This is a genomic window from Acinetobacter sp. YH12046 (genome assembly GCF_013419905.1).
Lineage (GTDB): Bacteria > Pseudomonadota > Gammaproteobacteria > Pseudomonadales > Moraxellaceae > Acinetobacter.
Genome location: NZ_VOZF01000016.1, coordinates 34318 through 54222, shown reverse-complemented (window position 1 = coordinate 54222; position 19905 = coordinate 34318). Strand labels below are relative to the sequence as shown.

The following is a 19905-nucleotide window of genomic DNA, read 5'->3' as shown; positions in this document are numbered from 1 at the left end:
AATTTGAAAGTGGTGGGAATATTTAAGGCTACCCCACCATTAGCGGGGAAAGTTCGGGAGGCGGGCTTTTTGAACTTAAGTCAGGCGAACTGTAATCATTATTCCAAAAATACTCTGGTCTAACAGTATATGAAAACAGCGTTTGTATAAAAGAAACTTGACGTTGTTCTAAAATCAATTGGATCATCGATGGAAGATGATCCTGGTGATTCTCTACCCAGTCTAAATCATTATTCTGTTTTTCAGGTGCTTGATGACCATGTTTTTGTGTCTCGCTCACACATAAAGCATTTGTATGATGTCCAAAGTGATAGTTTTGAACCACGGAAATGCTTTCTTCATGGACACAAAAAGCAGCCGCCACATTCCAAAGGCTTTGGAACATGAACAATCCCACTAAGACTGTGATCCATGTCATTGAACGCATATGAGGATAAGTAATAAATTTTTATAGCATTATAAACCTGGGAGTAACTCTAAGGTCAATAATTGTTTTTTTATTAATCCTAATAATTTTAGGTGGCATCAATTGAACTCAAATCTTAACTTATTCATTCTAAAGATATTTTATTAAATAAAAAAAATTTATTGACCCAATTTAGATTTAGTGCATTGAATTCACTTTAAAATCTTGTTCAAATCCGAATTCAGGATTTGAAGTGGCATACTGATTATACCAACATCGAGCACACTATAAAATGATATACCATAACATATCATTTCTTTGATTTTCTTTTTTTGATGTATCATTCTTTTAGATATATTCAGGGACAAGGTAATGTTTGAAATTATTGATGATTTAAAAAATAAATTAGATCAGCATCGCCCCCTATCACCTGCAATAGTAAAAAATTTACAGGAAGACCTTATTGTACGATGGACTTATCATTCCAATGCTATTGAAGGCAATACACTTACTCTATTAGAAACCAAAGTTGTGTTAGAAGGCATAACTGTCGGTGGAAAAGCTTTACGAGAGCACTTCGAAGCAATTAACCATAGAAATGCCATTTATTACGTTGAAGACATTATTAGAAAGGAAGAACCTTTTTCTGAATGGCAAATTCGTAATATCCATCAGCTTATCTTAAAGAATATTGATGATGATAATGCTGGCCGCTATCGTCAACAAAATGTCCTAATCTCTGGTGCTACAACTACACCACCGGACTATACATTGCTCAATGACAAAATGGCTCAGCTAGTTGATTGGTACAATTCAGAGGCACATAAGCTTCATCCCATTGAACGTGCAGCTAAAGTACATGCAGATTTTGTAGGCATCCATCCATTCATTGATGGCAATGGTCGCACGTCACGTCTATTGATGAATCTCGAATTGCTTAAAGCTGGTTATCCACCTGGTGTGATTACAGTAGAAAATCGTTTGGCTTACTATGAGGTTCTTGATCAATGGATGGCTTACGGAAAAACTGAAGCTTTTATCCAATTAGTTTCCGATGCTGTACTAGAAGGATTTAAACCATATCAGGTTGTTTTAGGAATTTAGGCGAACTCTGTCTATCAAAGCTTTGTGCAACAAAGCCCTTAGCTTTTAAAACTTTAGTAAATTAGCTCTATAACATTGAAAAAAAACCGATGTATAAACATCGGTTTTTTAATTTTTTATTTAGTTATGCAGGCGTAGCTAGATTTCCAACTTTAAGTAAGCTCACTCGCTCCTGTTGTCTTTGCATAATAATTTTACCATTACGCACACTTAAAATAGCTTTTACTTGATTAGCAACAACTTCATAATCATTTTTAGCCGGCATAATTATAAAACTGGCAGGACGGCCGACCTCAATCCCGTATTGATCCCCTAAACATAAAGTCTTGGCTGAATTATCTAAAACAAAATCCAAGCAACGTTGTAAGTCTTCATAACCCAGCATATGACAAATATGTAAGCCAGCATCAAGAATACGAATAATATTACCGTTTCCTACTGGATACCAAGGATCACGAATTGAATCCTGAGCAAAACAAATATTCATACCTGCACGGTCAATTTCTGGTACACGTGTCAAACCTCGACGCTTTGGATAGTTATCAAATCTTCCTTGCAAATGAATACTTTCTGTAGGGCACGAAATAAAGTTAATTTTAGAACGTTTTAGTAAGCGGAATAACTTGTAACAATAAGCATTGTCATAAGATCCCATCGCGGTAGTATGGCTAGCTGTTACACGCTCCCCCATACCTCGTACGTGTGCTTCGTCTGCCAGAACTTCCAAAAACCGAGATGCTGGATCATCAATCTCATCACAGTGTACATCCACCAGACAGTTATATTTTTCAGCTAAATCCATCAAGAAATGAACTGAACTTACACCTTTTTCACGGGTATATTCAAAATGTGGAATGCCACCAACTACATCAGCACCAAGCTTTACGGCTTCCTCCATTAAAGCACGACCATTTTTAAATGACTCAATACCTTCTTGTGGAAATGCTACAATCTGCAAATTCACTTTATCTTTGATTTCTTCTTTAACTTCAAGCATAGCTCGCATTGCAGTTAAGCTTGGATCAGTGACATCGACATGTGTACGCACATGTTGAATACCATGCTCAATGAGCATATCTAGCGTTTTTAAAGCACGTAGTTTAGTATCTTCAAAAGTGATCGTGGCTTTACGTTGCCCCCAACGTTCAATCCCTTCAAAGAGTGTACCTGACATATTCCACTCAGGCTCACCCGCAGTGAGTACAGCATCTAAATGAATGTGTGGATCAACTAAAGGAGCCATGACTAATTGTTGTTGTGCATCGATAGTATCTACATCAACTGTTTGAATGAGACTAGCCTGTTTTTCAATGGCTTCAAAGATGCCATTGTTGTAAGTAATACTAAATAGCCCTTCTTGTTGACGTAAAACTGCATTGATAATTTTCATGTTGGTTCCTTTTAAAATAATTAATGACTCATGTGCCAGATCAGTAATGCCATTGAAGCATTTAGACGGAAATTTGCCTCAGTTAAGACCTGATTTGTCAGTGATTCAATTTTTTGAATCCGTTGGTTTAAGGTGTTTCTATGGATACCAAGTCGTTTGGCTGTATCATTTAAGTTGCCATTTTCTTTAAGCCAGGCATCTAACGTTTCGAGTAGTACAAATGGATGCTTTTTATCGCTAATGAGAATACCCAAGGTTTCATGCATGAATTGCTGCAATACGCTTTTGTTCGGAATCGCTTTTAAAAGTTTTAGCACCCCCAAATCACGATATTGGCAAATACTATTTTTCATCTGCATTTCAAAAGCAATTTCCTGAGCTTGGGATGCTTCCCAAAATCCTCGTTGAAATGCCACTGCAGAATTCACTTCATTTGATAACCCTGCAAAGACCTTAAGGTTATTATCAAGTTGACTCATTTGATCGATCACTTCTATGAGTGATTTTTTCCACGCATCGATATCATGATCATCAAGGTTGAGTACCAAACTAAACTGATCCCCCTGACGGATGACTGGAATTTTCTGCTTCCACTGTTTGGACCATTTTTCCAAGGCTTCATAACACTGTTGTTTAATTCTGAAAAAATGATTTTCATGCACAGCATCAGTATCGGTATGAAACAAGGCATGAATATTGTGTAAGCGCAGTACTGTAATCACATGACGTCCAAGTAAGTTAATTTTTAACTGTTTGGCACGAAGTTGAATTGTCTCTACCGATGGAAAATCCCCTGTCAGTAATTGAGAGATTACATCTTCACTCGATTTTTTGACTTGAGAAAACTGAACTAGCTGTGTACCAATCGCATGCGTAACTTCAACCATCTTCAAACTGTAAGGTTGCTCAATTAACGGTAAACCAAGCTCATTTGCGCGTGAAATAAGTTTAGGTGGAATTTCATGGATATATTCCTGACCTGTCATAATGACAAGCGCAGCTACATTTCGTTCATATGCCTGTTCAAGTAAACCTAAGAGATTATTTTCATCACGGGTATAGTTGATTCCCGTAACAAATACAATCTCTCCACCCTCAATCCATTCAGCGATTCCTTCATTTTCTGCTACATAGAACCAGCGGACAGGCCGATGAATATTTTCTGTTCCACCACATAATTTTAGTGGGTAAAGTGAAGGTAGATTCAGGATATCTTGAACGGTCATATTCATCGCATTACTCCACTGCATCTACTATATTTAAGACAGATGATTCCTGACGTAATGGGAATAAATAATTCAACACACTATAAGTGGTACATGCCACCACAATACCCACAATAGGTGCAATCCATGGTGATACATAGGCAACAATTGCGCCTGTGAAATAAGCAATCAAACCAATCCAGTTAAAATTAGGAATATTTGCTTCAGCTAATAATGGATATTTTCCTTTATGACGAATCCAGTAATCCGCCATGATCACACCACCAAGTGGAGGAATAATTGCGCCAAGGAGTAATAGGAACGGAATCAATAGCTCATACATACCAGCAGCAGCTAAAATGATCCCCGCAACAGCAGCTACAAGCACCATAGTTTTACGGCGTTCACTTCTTACCATATGGCAAGCAGCAGTTGAAACACTATAGATTGCTGGGCCTTGGATCGTCCATAAGTTCAGGCAAAGCATCACTACTGCAGCAATAGATAACCCTTGTAAGACTAAGACCTCTACAATATCGGGTTGTTGATAAACGATTGCCATCCAAGCGCCTGCTAGGACCATTAGACCATTACCAATTACAAAGCTCACTAGACATGCCCAAATCGCGATTTTTCCGCTCTTAGACATGCGCGTCCAATTGGTAATTTGTGTTGCACCACTAGCAAAGGTACCAAATACCATGGTAATGGCTGTTGCCAATGTGAGTGTTTCTGTCGGTTGAACACTAGTTAAACCAGTCCATCCACCAATTTCTTTGGTCGCCAAGACAATAGAAGTAACGAGCAAAATAAACATTAAAGGAATCGATACACGGGATAGATATTCAAGTCCTTTAAAGCCAACAATTGCTGTAATGGAAAAACCGAGTCCAAATAGCACCATCAAAGGAATGAGTAAACTGTCAGAAAATCCTAATATTTTTCCAAGTGAAATCGCCAGAGTTGCTGTTCCCCAAGCAAACCAGCCTAATTCAGCAAAACCTAAAATAAAGTCTGATAATTTACTGCCCCAGTTGCCAAAGCAGAAACGTCCCATTAGAACTGTATTTAAGCCACTACGTGCAGAAATAAATCCCAAGGTCGCGGCATAAGCTCCTAATAGCAAGTTGCCTATGGCTACAATCCACAAAATATCAGTGAACTCAAAAGCCACCCCAATTTTTCCACCTGCGAACATAGTTCCTGTGAAAAAAGTAAAACTAAATAACACTAAGGCTATTGGGAAAAAGCCTTTACGTTGTGAAAGTGGTGTTTCTGTTAAAGGCGACTCTGCATGCGCGCTCATATTCAACACTCCTACTATTCAATTAAAATTCTTGAGTGCTGTATTGCAAGAGCTATGCCGCTTTTTTAACGCTTAAATTTATGTAGGTTAAATTGTTAAATATGGGCAATTTGCACATGTTTTTACTTTTCATACAGAGTAAATGGGTAAATTACTGTGCTTTAATAACATTCAGTGATTTTATTTTGTGCATTTTAGAAACTGTAAATATTACAGAACATACCGATATTAACGGACAGATAAGGAGACTATTACAAATGTAAAATTTCGGGTTGTTTTTCTATTTTGTTTGATCTTACTCATTTCGACGCTCTTGTATGTCAGATGTCATTTTTTCTCTTTCGTAAACGCTTTTTTCTTGGCAGTAAGTGGATTTTTTGCACAAAGATGTGAAAACCTGTTCCCCATTTTCATAGCAAAAATTTCACTTATTTATTAATACATAGTTTTTAAATAGCTTGAAGAAGAGATGGTGGCAATTGAACTCACTATTTAAACCAATGAAAAATCTCTAAATTTGAATTGTGCATTAACCCTGAAAAACCCAAATCAAGAAGGTGCTCAAATGAGCACCTTCTTGATTTTATACGCTTTCAATAAAGACAATTAATTTTAATAAACTTCTTTTATCGTGAAAATTTACACCAATACCGTATTCAGTTGGATTTTCATCACATCGTGATTGACTACTTTTAGGAAATTGAGCAAATGCGGAATTCATATTACCTTGCTGGGCAAAATTAAATTCGATATTTTCCAATTCTTGAAGATCATCTTTTAATACAACAAATGCAGGATGAATCATCAATCTAGAGGGTTCTGGATTTCGCTTTTGAGTATCTAATAAACGTTTCACATAGATGTACTGCCCATTCTTCAATTGAAATTCATAAGCATATTCTCTAGTATTCGTTTGTTTGATACCCTGTTCCTTTATTGCATCATATATTTCTTTACAGCTTAAATATCTCATTTTCTAACATCAATAAAATAAAACTATAGGTCAGTTAATGGTTGATCACGCAGAAGAGCTTTTCGCTGCTTCCAGTCTGGTAAATATTGGTTCATGTAAGCTAAAAATTCATCATTGTGAGTACGGACGAATAAATGCACCAATTCATGCACTACAATATATTCCAAACATTCATAAGGTTTTTTAGCTAACTCAAGATTAAATAATGTTCGAGCCGTATCAGTATTACAACTTCCCCATTTTGTTTTCATCTTTCGAATACCATAGGCAGAAATCGTAACTTGCATTTTCTCTTGCCATTCAACCAACAATTCATCTAAAGCTATCTTTAGCTCGCTACGGTAAAATTCTTCAATGACTTTACGACGATTTTCTACGGTCGAGTTAGGGCTTACATAAAGATCCAACCAGTGACCATGCTTCTTAATGACATGCTTTCCATGACGCTCTATTACATTCAAACGATAATGTTTACCCCATAAGTAGTGACTCTCACCACTCATCATTTCACGCTTAGATTGTCTTCTTTGCTCATTAAAATCTGCCTGTTGCTTTTTGATCCAGGCTAATCGCCCGATGATTGCCATTCGCACTGCTGTTTCAGACATACTTAAAGGTGCAGAAACACGTACATCCCCCAATGGAGGATGTACTGTGATATTTAGATTTTTTACATCTTTACGATGAATTTCTATATAAATAGAACCAATTTTTAGCGTTTCGCTCAATGATATTCCTGATGTAATTTAGCCAACTCTATATATGCTATTAGAACATCTCTATCTTTAGTTTCCAAAGCATGACTCAGCTCCCTAAGTAAAATTCTTTCTTTTGCATGATCTCCGACCCAGGCTGCCAACTTATTAGATTGAATGGCTTGATCAAGCTTGATGGTCAGCTCAATATCTTTGCCAAAGTTATCATACAGGGCTTGCTTACCTGCTGTATTAATCTCTTCTGGATAGTTAGTTCTACCCGTTGGTCGAGTGACTTTACTAGCAACATCGCGAATCTTTTCTAAATACTCTTTATATTCAATCGCTTTCTTTCGTCTTAATTCAATAATTTCGTCGAGCAGAACCGACATCTGATCATAGTAGGCCGGATTGACTGGATTTTCCTCTACGATTTTTTTTCTAACGTTGTTTTCAATTGCTTCCGCCATAGATTCTGGATTTCTACGAATACTCTCTGGTACCCCCTTAAACACCTCATCACCTCGAAGAACCAAATCAATTAAGCCGAACTCTTCAAATTTAACAACTTCTTCACTACTTTCAGCTTCAATGTACATGTCAAGCAATTGACGCATTGCCGGCTCATATACTTTCATGTCGACAGCATCACCACTATGAGCTTTGATTTCCTTACTTAGGTTTTCAAAGAACTTCACATCTTTCTCTATAGATTGAATTTCCTGCCCTGTATATCCAGCATCAGTCAGCTCGCTTGCGATATTGGCATAGCTACGTAAAAGCTTATTAATCGATCTATATAAACTTAAACGCAGTGCCTCTTTCTCTTTAATTTCTTCAGAGTTTAAACCAGACTCTCCACAGAAATAATGCTGATAATTTTGACTCAGTCTTGGTGCAGGTACAGGCTCACAAAGTGCCTTGACCATCTCTAAAGCAGTATCTAAATCGAGTCTTGCAGCCTGAATACGATCTTTCAACAACCCATCAACATCTTCTTTGTCATAACCATCTAAAGCTTCCGATGTATAATCTTTAATAGTCTTGTCAATTGAATTAAATAGATCTTTATAATCAACAATATAGCCATATTCCTTATCGTCAGAATCTAGACGATTGACACGACAAATCGCTTGAAACAAGTTATGGTCTGCCATTGTTTTATCAATATAGAGATAAGTTGCAGATGGTGCATCAAAGCCAGTTAATAATTTATCAACCACAATCAGCAGTCGCATTTGACCTGGCTCTTTAATAAATTTTTCTTTTACTTGTTTTTCAAACTCTTCAACCAAACCGCCCACTTGATCTACGGGCTTTTCAAAATAATCGGCTAACATCTGACGGTAGATATCATACTTAGCTAGTTTTTCAGTTGAACCTGCACCTGATTCTTCACCTTTGATACTGGCTGCCGTAGGTTGATAGCTTGTGACAATTGCAACTTTGCCTTTTAAATCTGTGTCATTAAATAATTTGTAGGCTGTACATGCTTGATAGACACTTGAACACACAAGCATCGCATTACCTCGGCCATCCATTAGGCGTGGTCGAGTATCCATATCCATTAAAATATCAGCAACGATTTGCTCTTGTCTTGAACGACTTGAGAGAACTTTTTGCATAGTGCCCCATTTCTGTTTAAGAAGAGTTTTTCCTAAAGCAGAGAGTTTTCGAGTTTTGGCTTCGAACCATTCATCTACCTTTTTGGGTGATTTTACTCGCTGATCTATATCTCTTGCTTCATAGCGAATATCCAGAACAACACCATCCTCTACTGCTTCATTGAATTTATAGGTATGGATATAAGAACCAAAGACTTCAATGGATTTTTTCTTATCCTTTTTCATCAATGGTGTACCTGTAAAACCAATAAACATGGCTTCAGGTAATATCTGCTTCATCGCTTCGTGGAGTTTGCCAGACTGTGTTCTGTGACACTCATCGACAAAAATAAAGAGATCACCTTTTGCTTTAAAATTATGTGGCAATGCTTTTTTCATCTCTTCGATAAATTCAGCCGATGATTCTCCATCATCTTCTTCATCGTCAACATGGCGACCAAATTTATGTACCAACGAACAAATAAGTGATGGATTGATTGTATTAAGTGTATGAATCAGATCTGCACCACTACGTGTACGATAAATTATTTCTTCAACACCACTAAATACTTTCTCAATTTGCTCATCAAGCTCAGTACGATCTGTGACAATCAGAACACGGCTATTGATAACATTCTCTCGAATCCATTTAGCTAGCCATACCATGGTGAGACTTTTGCCAGAACCTTGAGTATGCCAGATAATACCGCCTTCCCGTTGAGCAATACGTTGTTTTGCTGCTTCAATACCAAAGAACTGATTATGGCGACAGGTCTTTTTAACACCTGAATCAAATACAATAAAGTCATGAATTAGCTGTAAAAACCTTTTTTTATTGCACATCAAACTCAGATGTAAATCCAATTTGGGCGCATATGGATTCTCGACTTCCTCTTTCCATTCAAGATAATATTTTTCAGGTGTTTCGATTGTGCCATAACGTAGACCTTGGGAATCATTCCCCGCCATGACTAATTGCATGGTAGTAAAGAAATCACGAATGAATTTCTTATCTTGATTGTCTAGATTTTGTCGAATTCCCTCAGTTAACCCCACTGTAGAGCGTTTAAGCTCAATCACACCTAAAGCAATGCCATTAACGTATAACACGACATCGGGACGTTTTTTATATTCGCCCTGTACAGACACTTCTTCAGCAATAGCAAAATCATTAGCTTCAGGATTCTGCCAATCAATGAGCCAAACCGTTTGCTTTTGCTCACCTTGCCCTTCTTTGTCTTTAACACCGTAGCGCAATAATTCATAAACATCTTTATTAGCATAGTAGAGCTTTCTACCTTCACCCAATGCTGATGCTATATCCAACTGACGAAAGGCTTTTTGAATAAGCACATCATTAACACCACGTTTTTTCAACCATGCTTTTAAATCTTGTTCACGAATATTTTTATTATTTAGGTCATGTAAATTTCCTAAATACCGATAATTTAAATCATTTGTAAATAATTGAACGATACGGTTTTGTGTGATTCTTTCCAATTGGCCAACATCACTCATACCTCTTCTCCAACTTCTACACTTTGAACTATGTTTTGCGTCATGGGTTTAATATCAAGAACTTTATAAAGCTGATCTTTTAATAACGCTTTTCTTTGGTTATGGAATACTAAAAAATCTGAAAATGCTAATGAGACATCAGTTGGGTATAAGCCTGTTGACCTAATTGCTTCTTGGTCAGCTTTAGATTGTTCAGCAAACCATTCCACTAAAGCCTTATCATTTTTGCCTGAATTCCAACGACCATTTAGTAACTGTAAATTTGGTAAAGTATCTTTTAAATCAATATATTTTTGATGCAGTTCGGCTGGTATTCCTGCCTTAGACATTTCTGTTTTACTAAATTTTGACTTCGGATGGATATGATCCTGTGCAAAACTGACATCACGCAATCTAAAGTCAGGATTCAGTAACACTAGAATATTAAAGGTTATTGCGCCATATTCACGATTTAAGACATCCTCAATATTCTCATCGGTGACAAGGAGCGATTTTCCGCCTGAAAGTTTTGTAGTTTTCAAAACTTCAAAATCAAACTGAGATTGTTTTAAAAAATATGTACCATCTTCGTTTTTACTGCGTAATGTTCTCCTCAAATCTTGTAAAACTGATTCTTGAGAACTACCAAATATTTGCTTCACATTGGCATGAACCAAATATTTAATCATTTGTTTTTTACTAGTGTCATCAACCTGACCACCTTTATATAAGTGATATACGATTGGTAACAGTGCATTTTGGGAAGGTAAATGTTCACCTGAATAACCGAACTCATCCAAGATACGTACTGTCTGATTAACGGCTGTCTGAATTTTTTCCCAACTGTTTTTAATTTTTTCTACATTTTCGGCTTTAAAAGAATTTACTTTATATTTCACATCTACATCTGTGAGATATAAGCAAGCACGCATAAGAAATTCATTACCGAATTTAAAGCCCTTACCGAATTGATTGATATCTTTATTGAGCTTTTCAATTTTATCTCGACCATCTGACCACGTTGCCACCACAGTTGAAAACAATAAGTCTGTTTTACTGAGTATCGTTCCACCACTGTTCACACGTACGAAAATTTTAAGAATATTTTCTAAATCATTTTCACGTACCTGAAAGTAGCTAATCAGCTTTTCATCATGTAATCGTGCATGTAATGTTTTCAATCCCAATAACACTTGTGTCAGATGCTGTTCCCATGCGTCTAAAAATGTTTTTTGGTCTTGGTACACACTTTGTATTTGAGATGCTAATGTCTGATAGTAAACCCCAATATCTTCATCTTTATCCCAATACAAAGAATCTCCAACTTTAAACCAGTAACACGGTTTAATTTGATCCTCAATTTTACGTTCTAACTTTTGACTTTCTTTCTCTGTCAAAAAGCTGAATGGGTAATTTTCCGCTTCATTGAGTTTGATTTCACCCGACTCAGTCACATAAGGTAAATTCAATAAATCTAAATATAAACGCTTTTCAGGGTAAGCATTTGGGTTAGATTTCCATGCATAGCTGTTTTTGGTTTTGTGAAATCCGTTAAAACCAATATACATTGAGCTTAGTCGTTGCTGTCCATCAAGCACTCCAATGATTTGCTCATGACTAAAAGCTCCTTCTTTACGACGGTTGTAGGGAGTTCGTTCATCATAGTCTTTTAAAAACTCATAGAACACATAGTCTTTTGCAACTTTGGCGTCAAGTTCCCAAAATAGAAAAGCCCCGATGGGATAACCACGCATAATGGAATCAAATAGACGTTCAATTTGTTCTTTTTTCCATACAAACTTACGTTGTAAGGCTGGTAAAAAAACTTTGTTTTGCTCTATTTGTCGAGTCACTTCGCGAATTGATAATGTGCTATACCCCATAGCTCCCCCTCTTTTTAATATTTTTTAACCGCACTTAAACTAAACGAGTTTTACCCGTTAAAAGCTCTTGCATCATGCCTTGCTTAATTTTATTTAATTTAGCCAATTTAATAGAAATCAGTTCTAACTCTCGATCTAGATCAGACAAGACTAGTGCAATCTTGTTTTGTTCATTTAACGATGGAAATGGAATCGCTAATTTACGAATAATACTCAAATTCAATCCACCTCTTCCTCCATCACCTGTTGAAAGCCCCCTTAATTCCTCATAACGTGAATCTAAGTTGTAATACAAGTATTCAGTATTATGTTCTTCACTTGGGAAAATAGAAGCTATGGATTGATTAGTACATAATTTGATTTTAGAAATTGCGACAGTACCTCTAGTTTTACCCTGACCAGCTAGCCCCATTAAAACGGAATCACTCGGAACATACTTTGTACTACTATATTTCAAGCCTGCATCAGTTATTCTTTCTTTAACATCGCACACTCGTTTTAAATGTAATTCTCCTGAACTCATCCAAGGATGTTGTCCACCCCAATAAGATTTAACGGATGTACTTGGTGTACCTCCAGCCGTACAATCAGTAAATTCTCCGATTTTTTTTACTTCCCAATCCTCAGGAATCTTCCCTAACTCAGTTTCTTTATAACCTTTAGGCGTACCATCTGCACGCAGAGCAAATTCAGGCAACCGCGTTTTACCTGTTAAAAGCTGTTGCATGGTTGCGGTTTTTATCGCTTGTTTTTTCTCAATGAGTTTTTCAAGTTCAGTGATAAAAACATCGGTGTCAGAAAGAACTTTTGCTATCTTCTCTTGTTCTTCTAAAGTATTTGGGCATGGAACTCGATACTGTCTTAGACTGCTTACCAAGACATTAGGCTGACTAGATGTAGCATTAAATCTCGCAACCTCTTTATGAGCCAACTCACTAATTAGATAACTTGCAAGATACTCAGAATTTAATCTGCCTCTCTTAGGTGTAATACGTGCAATATTTTGTTGGATATGATACTTGTCATTTTCATAAATAACCGCAGCATTTCCAATTGTCCCAACACATGGATAAACAACATCATATTCACATAGCTTTGATCTAATAAGTTTTTTTGAAAGTTTCGATGTAATTCGTACCACATCTCTTAAATTAATGGTGTTTTTACCAATATTAAAACCTCGTAAAGCTATAATTTCCCCTTTATCATCCTCAACCCACATTGTTGTATATTCAGCACCAGCTAAACGGGAAATAATAGATAACTCACCTAAAGAAATAATATTCCACTCTTTAGGAAATAATCCGATTTCAGTTTTCTTGTAACCTTCAGGAATCTGATCTTCGTGCATAACCATTAAATTACTTTGAGTCATCATTACCACTCCAAACCCATTGCTTTTAAATGTTCAGCCACTTTTAAACTTAAAGCTTCAACATTTTGGGTTATTTGCGGTAATGGCTCTGCATAACGCTCATTCAGCTCTTTTACACGATTTGCCAACTGCTGCGTCACACGCTCAATCTCAGCTTCAATACTGCTAATTAAAGTCGCAAACCATTTATCTACGACCACCAAATCTTTTACTTCATCATGAGTTAAAGTCGGGTACTTAGTAAATACTTTAAGGTCTAACGCTTCTTGCAACTCTTTGACCTTTTTCTTCAAAGTCACTTCAGCTTCAAACAACTTTTGAGCATTTTTTAACACTTGCTTTTCTTCAGCATCAACAGCAAGTTTCGAGCGAGCTTTCACCGTTGCCAAAGTCACTTTGTCTTTATCATTTAACGCTTCAAGCAATAAACCTTCCTCGGCTGTATGCTCTTCAATAAAGCTTTCTAACTCTTGCGTTGCAATATCTAGCTCTGCCTGTTTTGCATCTAAAGTCGCTTGTTCAGTGGCAAAATACTTCGCCACAATTAAATGCGGTGGAATCACCTCAGCTTTATACTTGATTTTCCCAATCACTAAATCAGGCACTTCTTTTAGCTTGCTGTCCTTTTCAGCCGTTAAATTACGAATAAGCTTTGCACCTGCCCAGTCGTCTTGAGTAATGACAGAAACATCGTCCTGTAATACTTCATCCCAATATTCCATAAAGATTTGGTAGATGTCATATTTCGACAATAGCTTCACATCAGCATAACTTTGCAATAAGTCTTCACTGACAGCTAGCATAATGTCTTTTGGCTTTTGATCTTTTTCAATTGCCTTAAATGCACTACGCTCAAACCACTGTGTAAATGGCTTTAAACTTTCAACAGCAAAGGTTTTAAATTCAGCATGCTCTAAAATGGTTTTCTTCACAGCATTGGCAGCGACTAAACAACGCCCATAACCTTCACGATCTTTCTCAAATAAGCTGGCCCGAACATTTGGTAAAACATCCCAATAGTTTTGCAGTTCATCAATATCACGCTTTGGAATACCACCTTTGAGGTGCGCACTGAGGTCGTGTAAATCTTCGGCTTCACTCGAATCGATGTAACGAGGAATATTCAGGTTATATTCATTGGCTACGATTGTTTTAATTTTAACTTTACGGCTATAGCCTTCAATAATGAGTTCTTTATTGAACACATCAACAATTTTGTGAATATCTTGATGGCGCAAGCGGTTCTTGTTGCCATCTTTGATAAAGCCTTTACTTGCATCAATCATGAAGATGCTTTGACCTTCAGTCACTTCACCTTCTTCATTAAACTGAATAGGTTTAGCAGCAGCTTTATCAATCACAATAATTGAAGCTGGAATACCTGTGCCATAGAACAAGTTAGCAGGTAAACCAATAATGCCTTTGATGTAACCTTGTTTAATGAGGTTTTCACGAATACGTGCTTCAGCATTGCCTCGGAATAAAACTCCATGTGGCAAAATAACCGCCGCTTTACCTGTGCTTTTTAAACTTTTTAAAATATGAAGTAAAAAAGCAAAGTCACCATTTTTCTCTGGTGGAACACCCCATACAAAGCGATCAAATTCGTCACTGTTTGGTGTTAAACCATTCGTCCAGTTCTTACTAGAAAATGGAGGGTTAGCAACAGCAAAATCAAAGGTCATCAGCTGACCAGCTTCATCTTTATATTCAGGTGAAGATAAAGTATTGCCTTGGGTAATTTTGGCACCTTCACCCACATCACCATGTAGAATCATGTTCATACGGGCTAATGCAGATGTTGCATTATCCATCTCTTGGCCGTAGATGGTTAAGCCTCTTTCAGCTTCATCAGATGCTTTTAATAATAATGAGCCTGAACCACAGGTTGGATCGTAAACCGTGGCATTTTTAGGTGTGTCTTTTTTAATCCCCACGATTTTTGCAACTACGCGAGAAACTTCGGCTGGTGTATAGAATTGTCCTTTTGATTTACCCGACTCAGTTGCAAAGTGGCGCATTAAATACTCATACGCATCACCAAGTAGATCATCTCCATCCGCACGATTATCAGCTAAGTTCAATCCTTCAAAAAGACCAATTAACTTGGTTAATCGGTCAATCATATCTTTGCCTTTGCCTAACTTGTCTTCATCGTTAAAGTCGGCAACATCAATTACACCACGCAGGTTATTAGCTTCGGCAATTTTTCGAATAATGATATTGAGCTTATCACCAATTTCTTTATTCCCTTTAAGCTCACTAATTTTATCGAATGTTGCATCTTCGGGGATCTCAATAATGGCAAAGTCATCATTGCTAAAACGATCTGATATATACTTTAAAAACAGCATGGTAAGGACATAATCTTTATATTGACTCGCATCCATACCACCACGTAATTCATCACAACTAGCCCAAAGAGAAGAATATAGTTCTGTTTTTTTAATCGCCATGACTGACCAAATAAATTTGTTTAAATATTGAGTTGAATCATAGCTAAATAAATGGAAAACATTCGATCAATTTATGAGCTTTCAGAATGAAGTTAAATTATTTCAGGCTAAGCGATACCAATCACATTCCGCTGCCTGATTTGAATTACATGCGATTTTTTTAGCTTTACAGTAAATGGGCAATCCCTCGGTATAATTATAATTATCTCCGCTATATTTGCATAAAAAGCAGCTCTTCACGGGTACTTTCTTTTCAACCGCAAGTTTTAACTGAGAAATGAACATATCCCCATGGGCATATCCCATCAGTACATTTGAATTTTCAAATTGCAGATCAGTTTCAATAATATTGCTATATTCGATTTTACTTTGGTACTTGGCTAATTTAGCTTTAATATCTGACAAATATTCTAAGCCTAACCAAGCTTTGCCAGAATCCCAAACAATAAATAAGAAATACCTTTTGTGCATACATTTACAGTCAGCATCAACTATAGGTGCACTTTCCTGATTGAATCCAATAAATAGAGCATCATTTTGTTGTAAATCGGCCTTATAGATTTTTTCAACATCCTCTTCGCAATCTAATGGTATTTCAATAATCCGTTTACCTGAGCTTTCCTTTTTTTCACTCAGAAAATGAGTCACAGCAATTTCAATATAAATGCTGTCCTCACTATTAGTTTGACGACTCAACAAAAGATCAGGAATAAACTGATCATGCTTCTTTTCGACTTGTATTTGTGAAAAATAACTCGTTAGATCAAATCGTTTCTCCGTATAACCTAGATCACAGTGCTTTCGAATTGTTCTTTTAAATTTTTGGCACTTCTTGGGCACATGGAAGGTAATATAAAACGGTTCATTTTCAACTAAACATTTTTGATAAGTTTCAAAAAAAGCACGTTTACCCAATCGGTGTAAGTAAGTTTCACCATTACACTCTAGTACAGTTTTATGAGCAAAATGGGGCTTCTTGATTTTTCCATTTACCTTAGCAATTAATAGATTGTCACAACCAAGACAAGTATATTCAGCCTTTACTTCTTGTCCGACTAGATCAACCGCCTTAACGATTTCGCCATTCTCATTTTTTGCATATTGATAACGTGCCATTCCTCCCCCCTATAAATTCAACCCATCCACATTAAATAATTATTTTCTTTCCCTTGACTATAAGCCCACTCCGCCACCTTATGCGACCGCTCTTTATCTGTCAGGAACCCCAGCACAGAAATTCGATCCACAATAATCAAATTATGTTCTTCGTTCCGTTCTTGCCACTTATAGAGGAACTCATTTGATGCAAGCAAATTACTTTTCTTAGAATTACAACTTGAATCTGCAAGCACAAAGTTATGTCCTGTGTCCGATGGATACATTGACCAAGGAATAAAATGATCGACTGCATAACTGCCTTTTCTCATTGGCTTATTGCAGTAGAAGCATTTACAGGCCTGTAGTTCAACCAATACGTTTGCCACTGCATTTAACTGGCTCCGACTCGGCTCAAACATAAATTGTTCAAGATTAGGTAGTTGATTCAAAATAGGGGTATTACTACTGTTCTTACGGATATAATCGATCCAACGTTTCTGACAGAGCTCTTCAATGATCTCGCTGAATTGTCGCAAGCAATACATTACTTTAGGAGGAAGAATGAGTTGCTTTCCACACTGATCTAGCTGATATAAAAACTCAAAATTTTGACCATTCATGTTTTGCAGGTAACGGACTGGCATCTCTTTTACAGTACGAGCCACATCTTTAACTAACTTCGACCAAACAGCTGAATCTCGTCTTAATAATCCAAGAGATGAATAAATCTGCCTTAGCTCAATGATTCGATTTACAATCGCTGCTTGCTTACCGTTGTTCTGATTTAAAATAAGCTGCCCTTCGTCATTGAAAGTATATGGCACAGCCTGTTTCCAATACAGTTCGATAAACTTTTCAGCAATATCTGTATATTCAAGTGCTAGGCCTTCTCCTGAATCTTGTCCCTTTTCAATGGCTAATCGACTCAGGCTAATGAGCAATGCAAACTTATAGGTACTGCTAAAACTACCTGACTGTAGGATGAGCTGAATATTTTTAAGGAACTTAAGCTGCTCCTGCGCTGTAGGAATAAAATCAGGCATGCTTTTTCCAAAGTAGATTTAACCACTTTTCATCACGATCTGGACGTTTATCTTCAGTGTTCCATTGTTGTAATACCTTAGCCCCCTCCAACTGATACAATAATTCTCGAGCTTGCGCTTCATCTAAATCAGTAAAGCTACGCCCGTCTTTCTCACGGTCTGTATTGCCATATTTAAAAGACATGTAACATACACCATTTGGCTTTAGTGCTTTGAATATGCGCCCCATCACTTCAGGCAAACGATCTCTGTCACAGTGTAAAAGAGAAGCACAGGCCCAAATACCATCGTACTTCTCACTCTCATTTAATTCATAGAAACTTTGTTGACGTACTTCAATGCCGGTCAATTCCTTGGCCTTTTTAACCAGCTCGGCAGAATAATCTATTGCCTCAACTTGATAACCTTTATTTTTAAAAGCGAAGGAATCACGCCCCGAACCACAGCCTAAATCCAAAATAGACCCCTGTTCCGGTAAATACCTTAAAAATGGTGCGTAAAGGCTTTCCATTTCAACCTTAACAGTTGAAGCTATAAATTCTTCTGCATGCTTATTGTAGTAGTCTATTGTTTTCATTACGGACACTTAGGCTAAAAGACACTTTCAGTCTACAAGAAAACAAAAAAATAAGGGAGCTAAGAGCATCCCTTACTCTCGACTCGCCAACTTACTTTCAATCCATTGATGGATCTCATAAGCTGACCAGCCGATACGATTTTGAGTAATTTTAACTTTCTTTGGGAATGAAGGATCGTAATAAGGTGAGTTTTCATCCATCATCTCATAGATGGTAGAACGCCCCACTCCAACAAATTCCATGACTTGCTTGATACTGATCAGTTGATTCATTTGAAAAGTTTGACCTACAAATGCATTCATGACGTTTACTCCTATCTCATGATTTCGAGCAACTCGCTCATGAGATACGGCAATCTCGTAAGGTTTTACCCTGTTCGATTTAATTCAAAGCCGTCACTGATCCTTTCAATCCCTGCTGAATATTAAATTCAGTGTGCTTTTCCTCAATCTGCTGGCCTTCAACAGGCTGATAAAACTCCTCAATTACATTCAAACCTTCCTCCATGTCTACATCCATCCTTCCATTCCCAAAACCCTTCCTTGCGGTAAAGTCTAAAGCCTCCTGATAAAACCCAGCCTGCTTGCTCTGCTCATCAATTTGCTTCGCCTGAATAATGGCTTCATTCAAGCTAATCCCCTCCCTTAAAGTTAGATCCACGTAATACACCGGCTGACGATAACTCTGTGTCGTACTCTTGCCCCGCAATATCAGCTGCAATGGCAGGCATGACAACAAACCATTGGATGCCGCATGGTAATAATTCAGCCGTGCAGCCAAAGTCCGAATACTGTTAAAGCCTGTAGTTCTGAAGATGAAGGTGCCAAACTCATCCGATTCATCCAAGTTCACATGCAAACGCCCGTAAGGCTTGCGGTTGCCTCCTTGAGCCAATGGACATAAATCAGGGGATGGACAGGGATGTTTCTCCACGCCTTGGTTGGTTAAACGTTGACAGGTTTCTCCATTACCGACACAGACAGGTCGTCCAATCTGGCGATCAAACAAAGTGTATTCAGCACGTAGGTTTAAGTCAGGATCATTAAAGATCATTCTGACCGGGATTGAACGTAGCTTTTGATTGGGAGTATTCGCTCGAAGCTGATCATCTAATGGATGTTTGACCCAGCCTTCTTTGCTTTGAATCTGAGAAGTAATGGTGAACTGGTCATCCTTTTCAGGCAATCGCTTGCCATTCTTTTCGATCATACGACCGATACTGATACGCCCCAATATTGGAGGGGTAATTGCTAAACCTTTAATCATGTTGATATTCCTTAATGTATTACGTT

At 37.3% G+C, this 19905-nt stretch carries 16 protein-coding genes; 1 reads left to right on the top strand and 15 read right to left on the bottom strand.

What is annotated here, in order from left to right:
- Positions 1 to 28 precede the first annotated feature (28 nt).
- Positions 29 to 385 (bottom strand): cation efflux protein, CzcI-like, encoded by a 357-nt coding sequence (locus tag FTU03_RS10455; protein WP_114541535.1) that lies wholly within the window; start codon positions 383 to 385, stop codon positions 29 to 31.
- A gap of 393 nt (positions 386 to 778) precedes the next feature.
- On the opposite strand from FTU03_RS10455, the gene FTU03_RS10450 reads away from it, so the two are divergent.
- Positions 779 to 1510: a Fic family protein gene (locus FTU03_RS10450; RefSeq protein ID WP_179992958.1), complete on the top strand. Its 732-nt coding sequence runs from the start codon at positions 779 to 781 to the stop codon at positions 1508 to 1510.
- A gap of 124 nt (positions 1511 to 1634) precedes the next feature.
- On the opposite strand, the gene codA is transcribed toward FTU03_RS10450, so the two are convergent.
- The 14 genes from codA to FTU03_RS10380 form a co-directional block, all read right to left on the bottom strand.
- A complete protein-coding gene (gene codA / locus FTU03_RS10445; protein WP_179992957.1) occupies positions 1635 to 2900 on the bottom strand; it encodes a cytosine deaminase in 1266 nt (421 codons plus the stop codon).
- A 20-nt stretch (positions 2901 to 2920) separates the two neighbouring features.
- The gene (locus tag FTU03_RS10440; protein ID WP_179992956.1) at positions 2921 to 4132 is read right to left on the bottom strand and encodes a PucR family transcriptional regulator; all 1212 of its coding nucleotides are present in this window, start codon (positions 4130 to 4132) and stop codon (positions 2921 to 2923) included.
- A 4-nt stretch (positions 4133 to 4136) separates the two neighbouring features.
- Entirely contained in the window at positions 4137 to 5411 is a 1275-nt protein-coding gene (gene codB / locus FTU03_RS10435) for a cytosine permease (RefSeq protein ID WP_004730473.1), read from the bottom strand.
- Between the two features lie 583 nt (positions 5412 to 5994).
- Complete coding sequence (locus tag FTU03_RS10430) at positions 5995 to 6384, bottom strand: hypothetical protein (protein ID WP_179992955.1); 390 nt, start codon at positions 6382 to 6384, stop codon at positions 5995 to 5997.
- Between the two features lie 23 nt (positions 6385 to 6407).
- Positions 6408 to 7112, bottom strand: a complete 705-nt coding sequence (locus FTU03_RS10425; protein WP_179992954.1) for a M48 family metallopeptidase — start codon at positions 7110 to 7112, stop codon at positions 6408 to 6410.
- Complete coding sequence (locus tag FTU03_RS10420; RefSeq protein WP_179992953.1) at positions 7109 to 10201, bottom strand: type I restriction endonuclease subunit R; 3093 nt, start codon at positions 10199 to 10201, stop codon at positions 7109 to 7111. Before FTU03_RS10420 ends, FTU03_RS10425 begins: the two co-directional genes overlap by 4 nt.
- Positions 10198 to 12063 (bottom strand): DUF262 domain-containing protein, encoded by a 1866-nt coding sequence (locus tag FTU03_RS10415; RefSeq protein ID WP_179992952.1) that lies wholly within the window; start codon positions 12061 to 12063, stop codon positions 10198 to 10200. Before FTU03_RS10415 ends, FTU03_RS10420 begins: the two co-directional genes overlap by 4 nt.
- A gap of 34 nt (positions 12064 to 12097) precedes the next feature.
- Positions 12098 to 13441 carry a restriction endonuclease subunit S gene (locus tag FTU03_RS10410; RefSeq protein ID WP_218949859.1) on the bottom strand — a complete coding sequence of 448 codons (1344 nt, stop codon included), beginning with the start codon at positions 13439 to 13441 and terminating at the stop codon, positions 12098 to 12100.
- Entirely contained in the window at positions 13441 to 15894 is a 2454-nt protein-coding gene (locus FTU03_RS10405) for a type I restriction-modification system subunit M (protein WP_179992951.1), read from the bottom strand. The genes FTU03_RS10410 and FTU03_RS10405 overlap by 1 nt, the downstream gene beginning before the upstream one ends.
- A gap of 102 nt (positions 15895 to 15996) precedes the next feature.
- Positions 15997 to 17010: a competence protein CoiA family protein gene (locus FTU03_RS10400; RefSeq protein ID WP_179992950.1), complete on the bottom strand. Its 1014-nt coding sequence runs from the start codon at positions 17008 to 17010 to the stop codon at positions 15997 to 15999.
- Positions 17011 to 17027: 17 nt separating this feature from the next.
- The gene (locus tag FTU03_RS10395) at positions 17028 to 18035 is read right to left on the bottom strand and encodes an HNH endonuclease domain-containing protein (RefSeq protein ID WP_179992949.1); all 1008 of its coding nucleotides are present in this window, start codon (positions 18033 to 18035) and stop codon (positions 17028 to 17030) included.
- Positions 18028 to 18612 carry a bifunctional 2-polyprenyl-6-hydroxyphenol methylase/3-demethylubiquinol 3-O-methyltransferase UbiG gene (locus FTU03_RS10390; RefSeq protein ID WP_039902002.1) on the bottom strand — a complete coding sequence of 195 codons (585 nt, stop codon included), beginning with the start codon at positions 18610 to 18612 and terminating at the stop codon, positions 18028 to 18030. Before FTU03_RS10390 ends, FTU03_RS10395 begins: the two co-directional genes overlap by 8 nt.
- Before the next feature lie 72 nt (positions 18613 to 18684).
- Positions 18685 to 18915 carry an AlpA family transcriptional regulator gene (locus tag FTU03_RS10385; protein WP_004279307.1) on the bottom strand — a complete coding sequence of 77 codons (231 nt, stop codon included), beginning with the start codon at positions 18913 to 18915 and terminating at the stop codon, positions 18685 to 18687.
- Positions 18916 to 18994: 79 nt separating this feature from the next.
- The gene (locus FTU03_RS10380; RefSeq protein WP_179992948.1) at positions 18995 to 19879 is read right to left on the bottom strand and encodes a hydrolase or metal-binding protein; all 885 of its coding nucleotides are present in this window, start codon (positions 19877 to 19879) and stop codon (positions 18995 to 18997) included.
- Positions 19880 to 19905 lie beyond the last annotated feature (26 nt).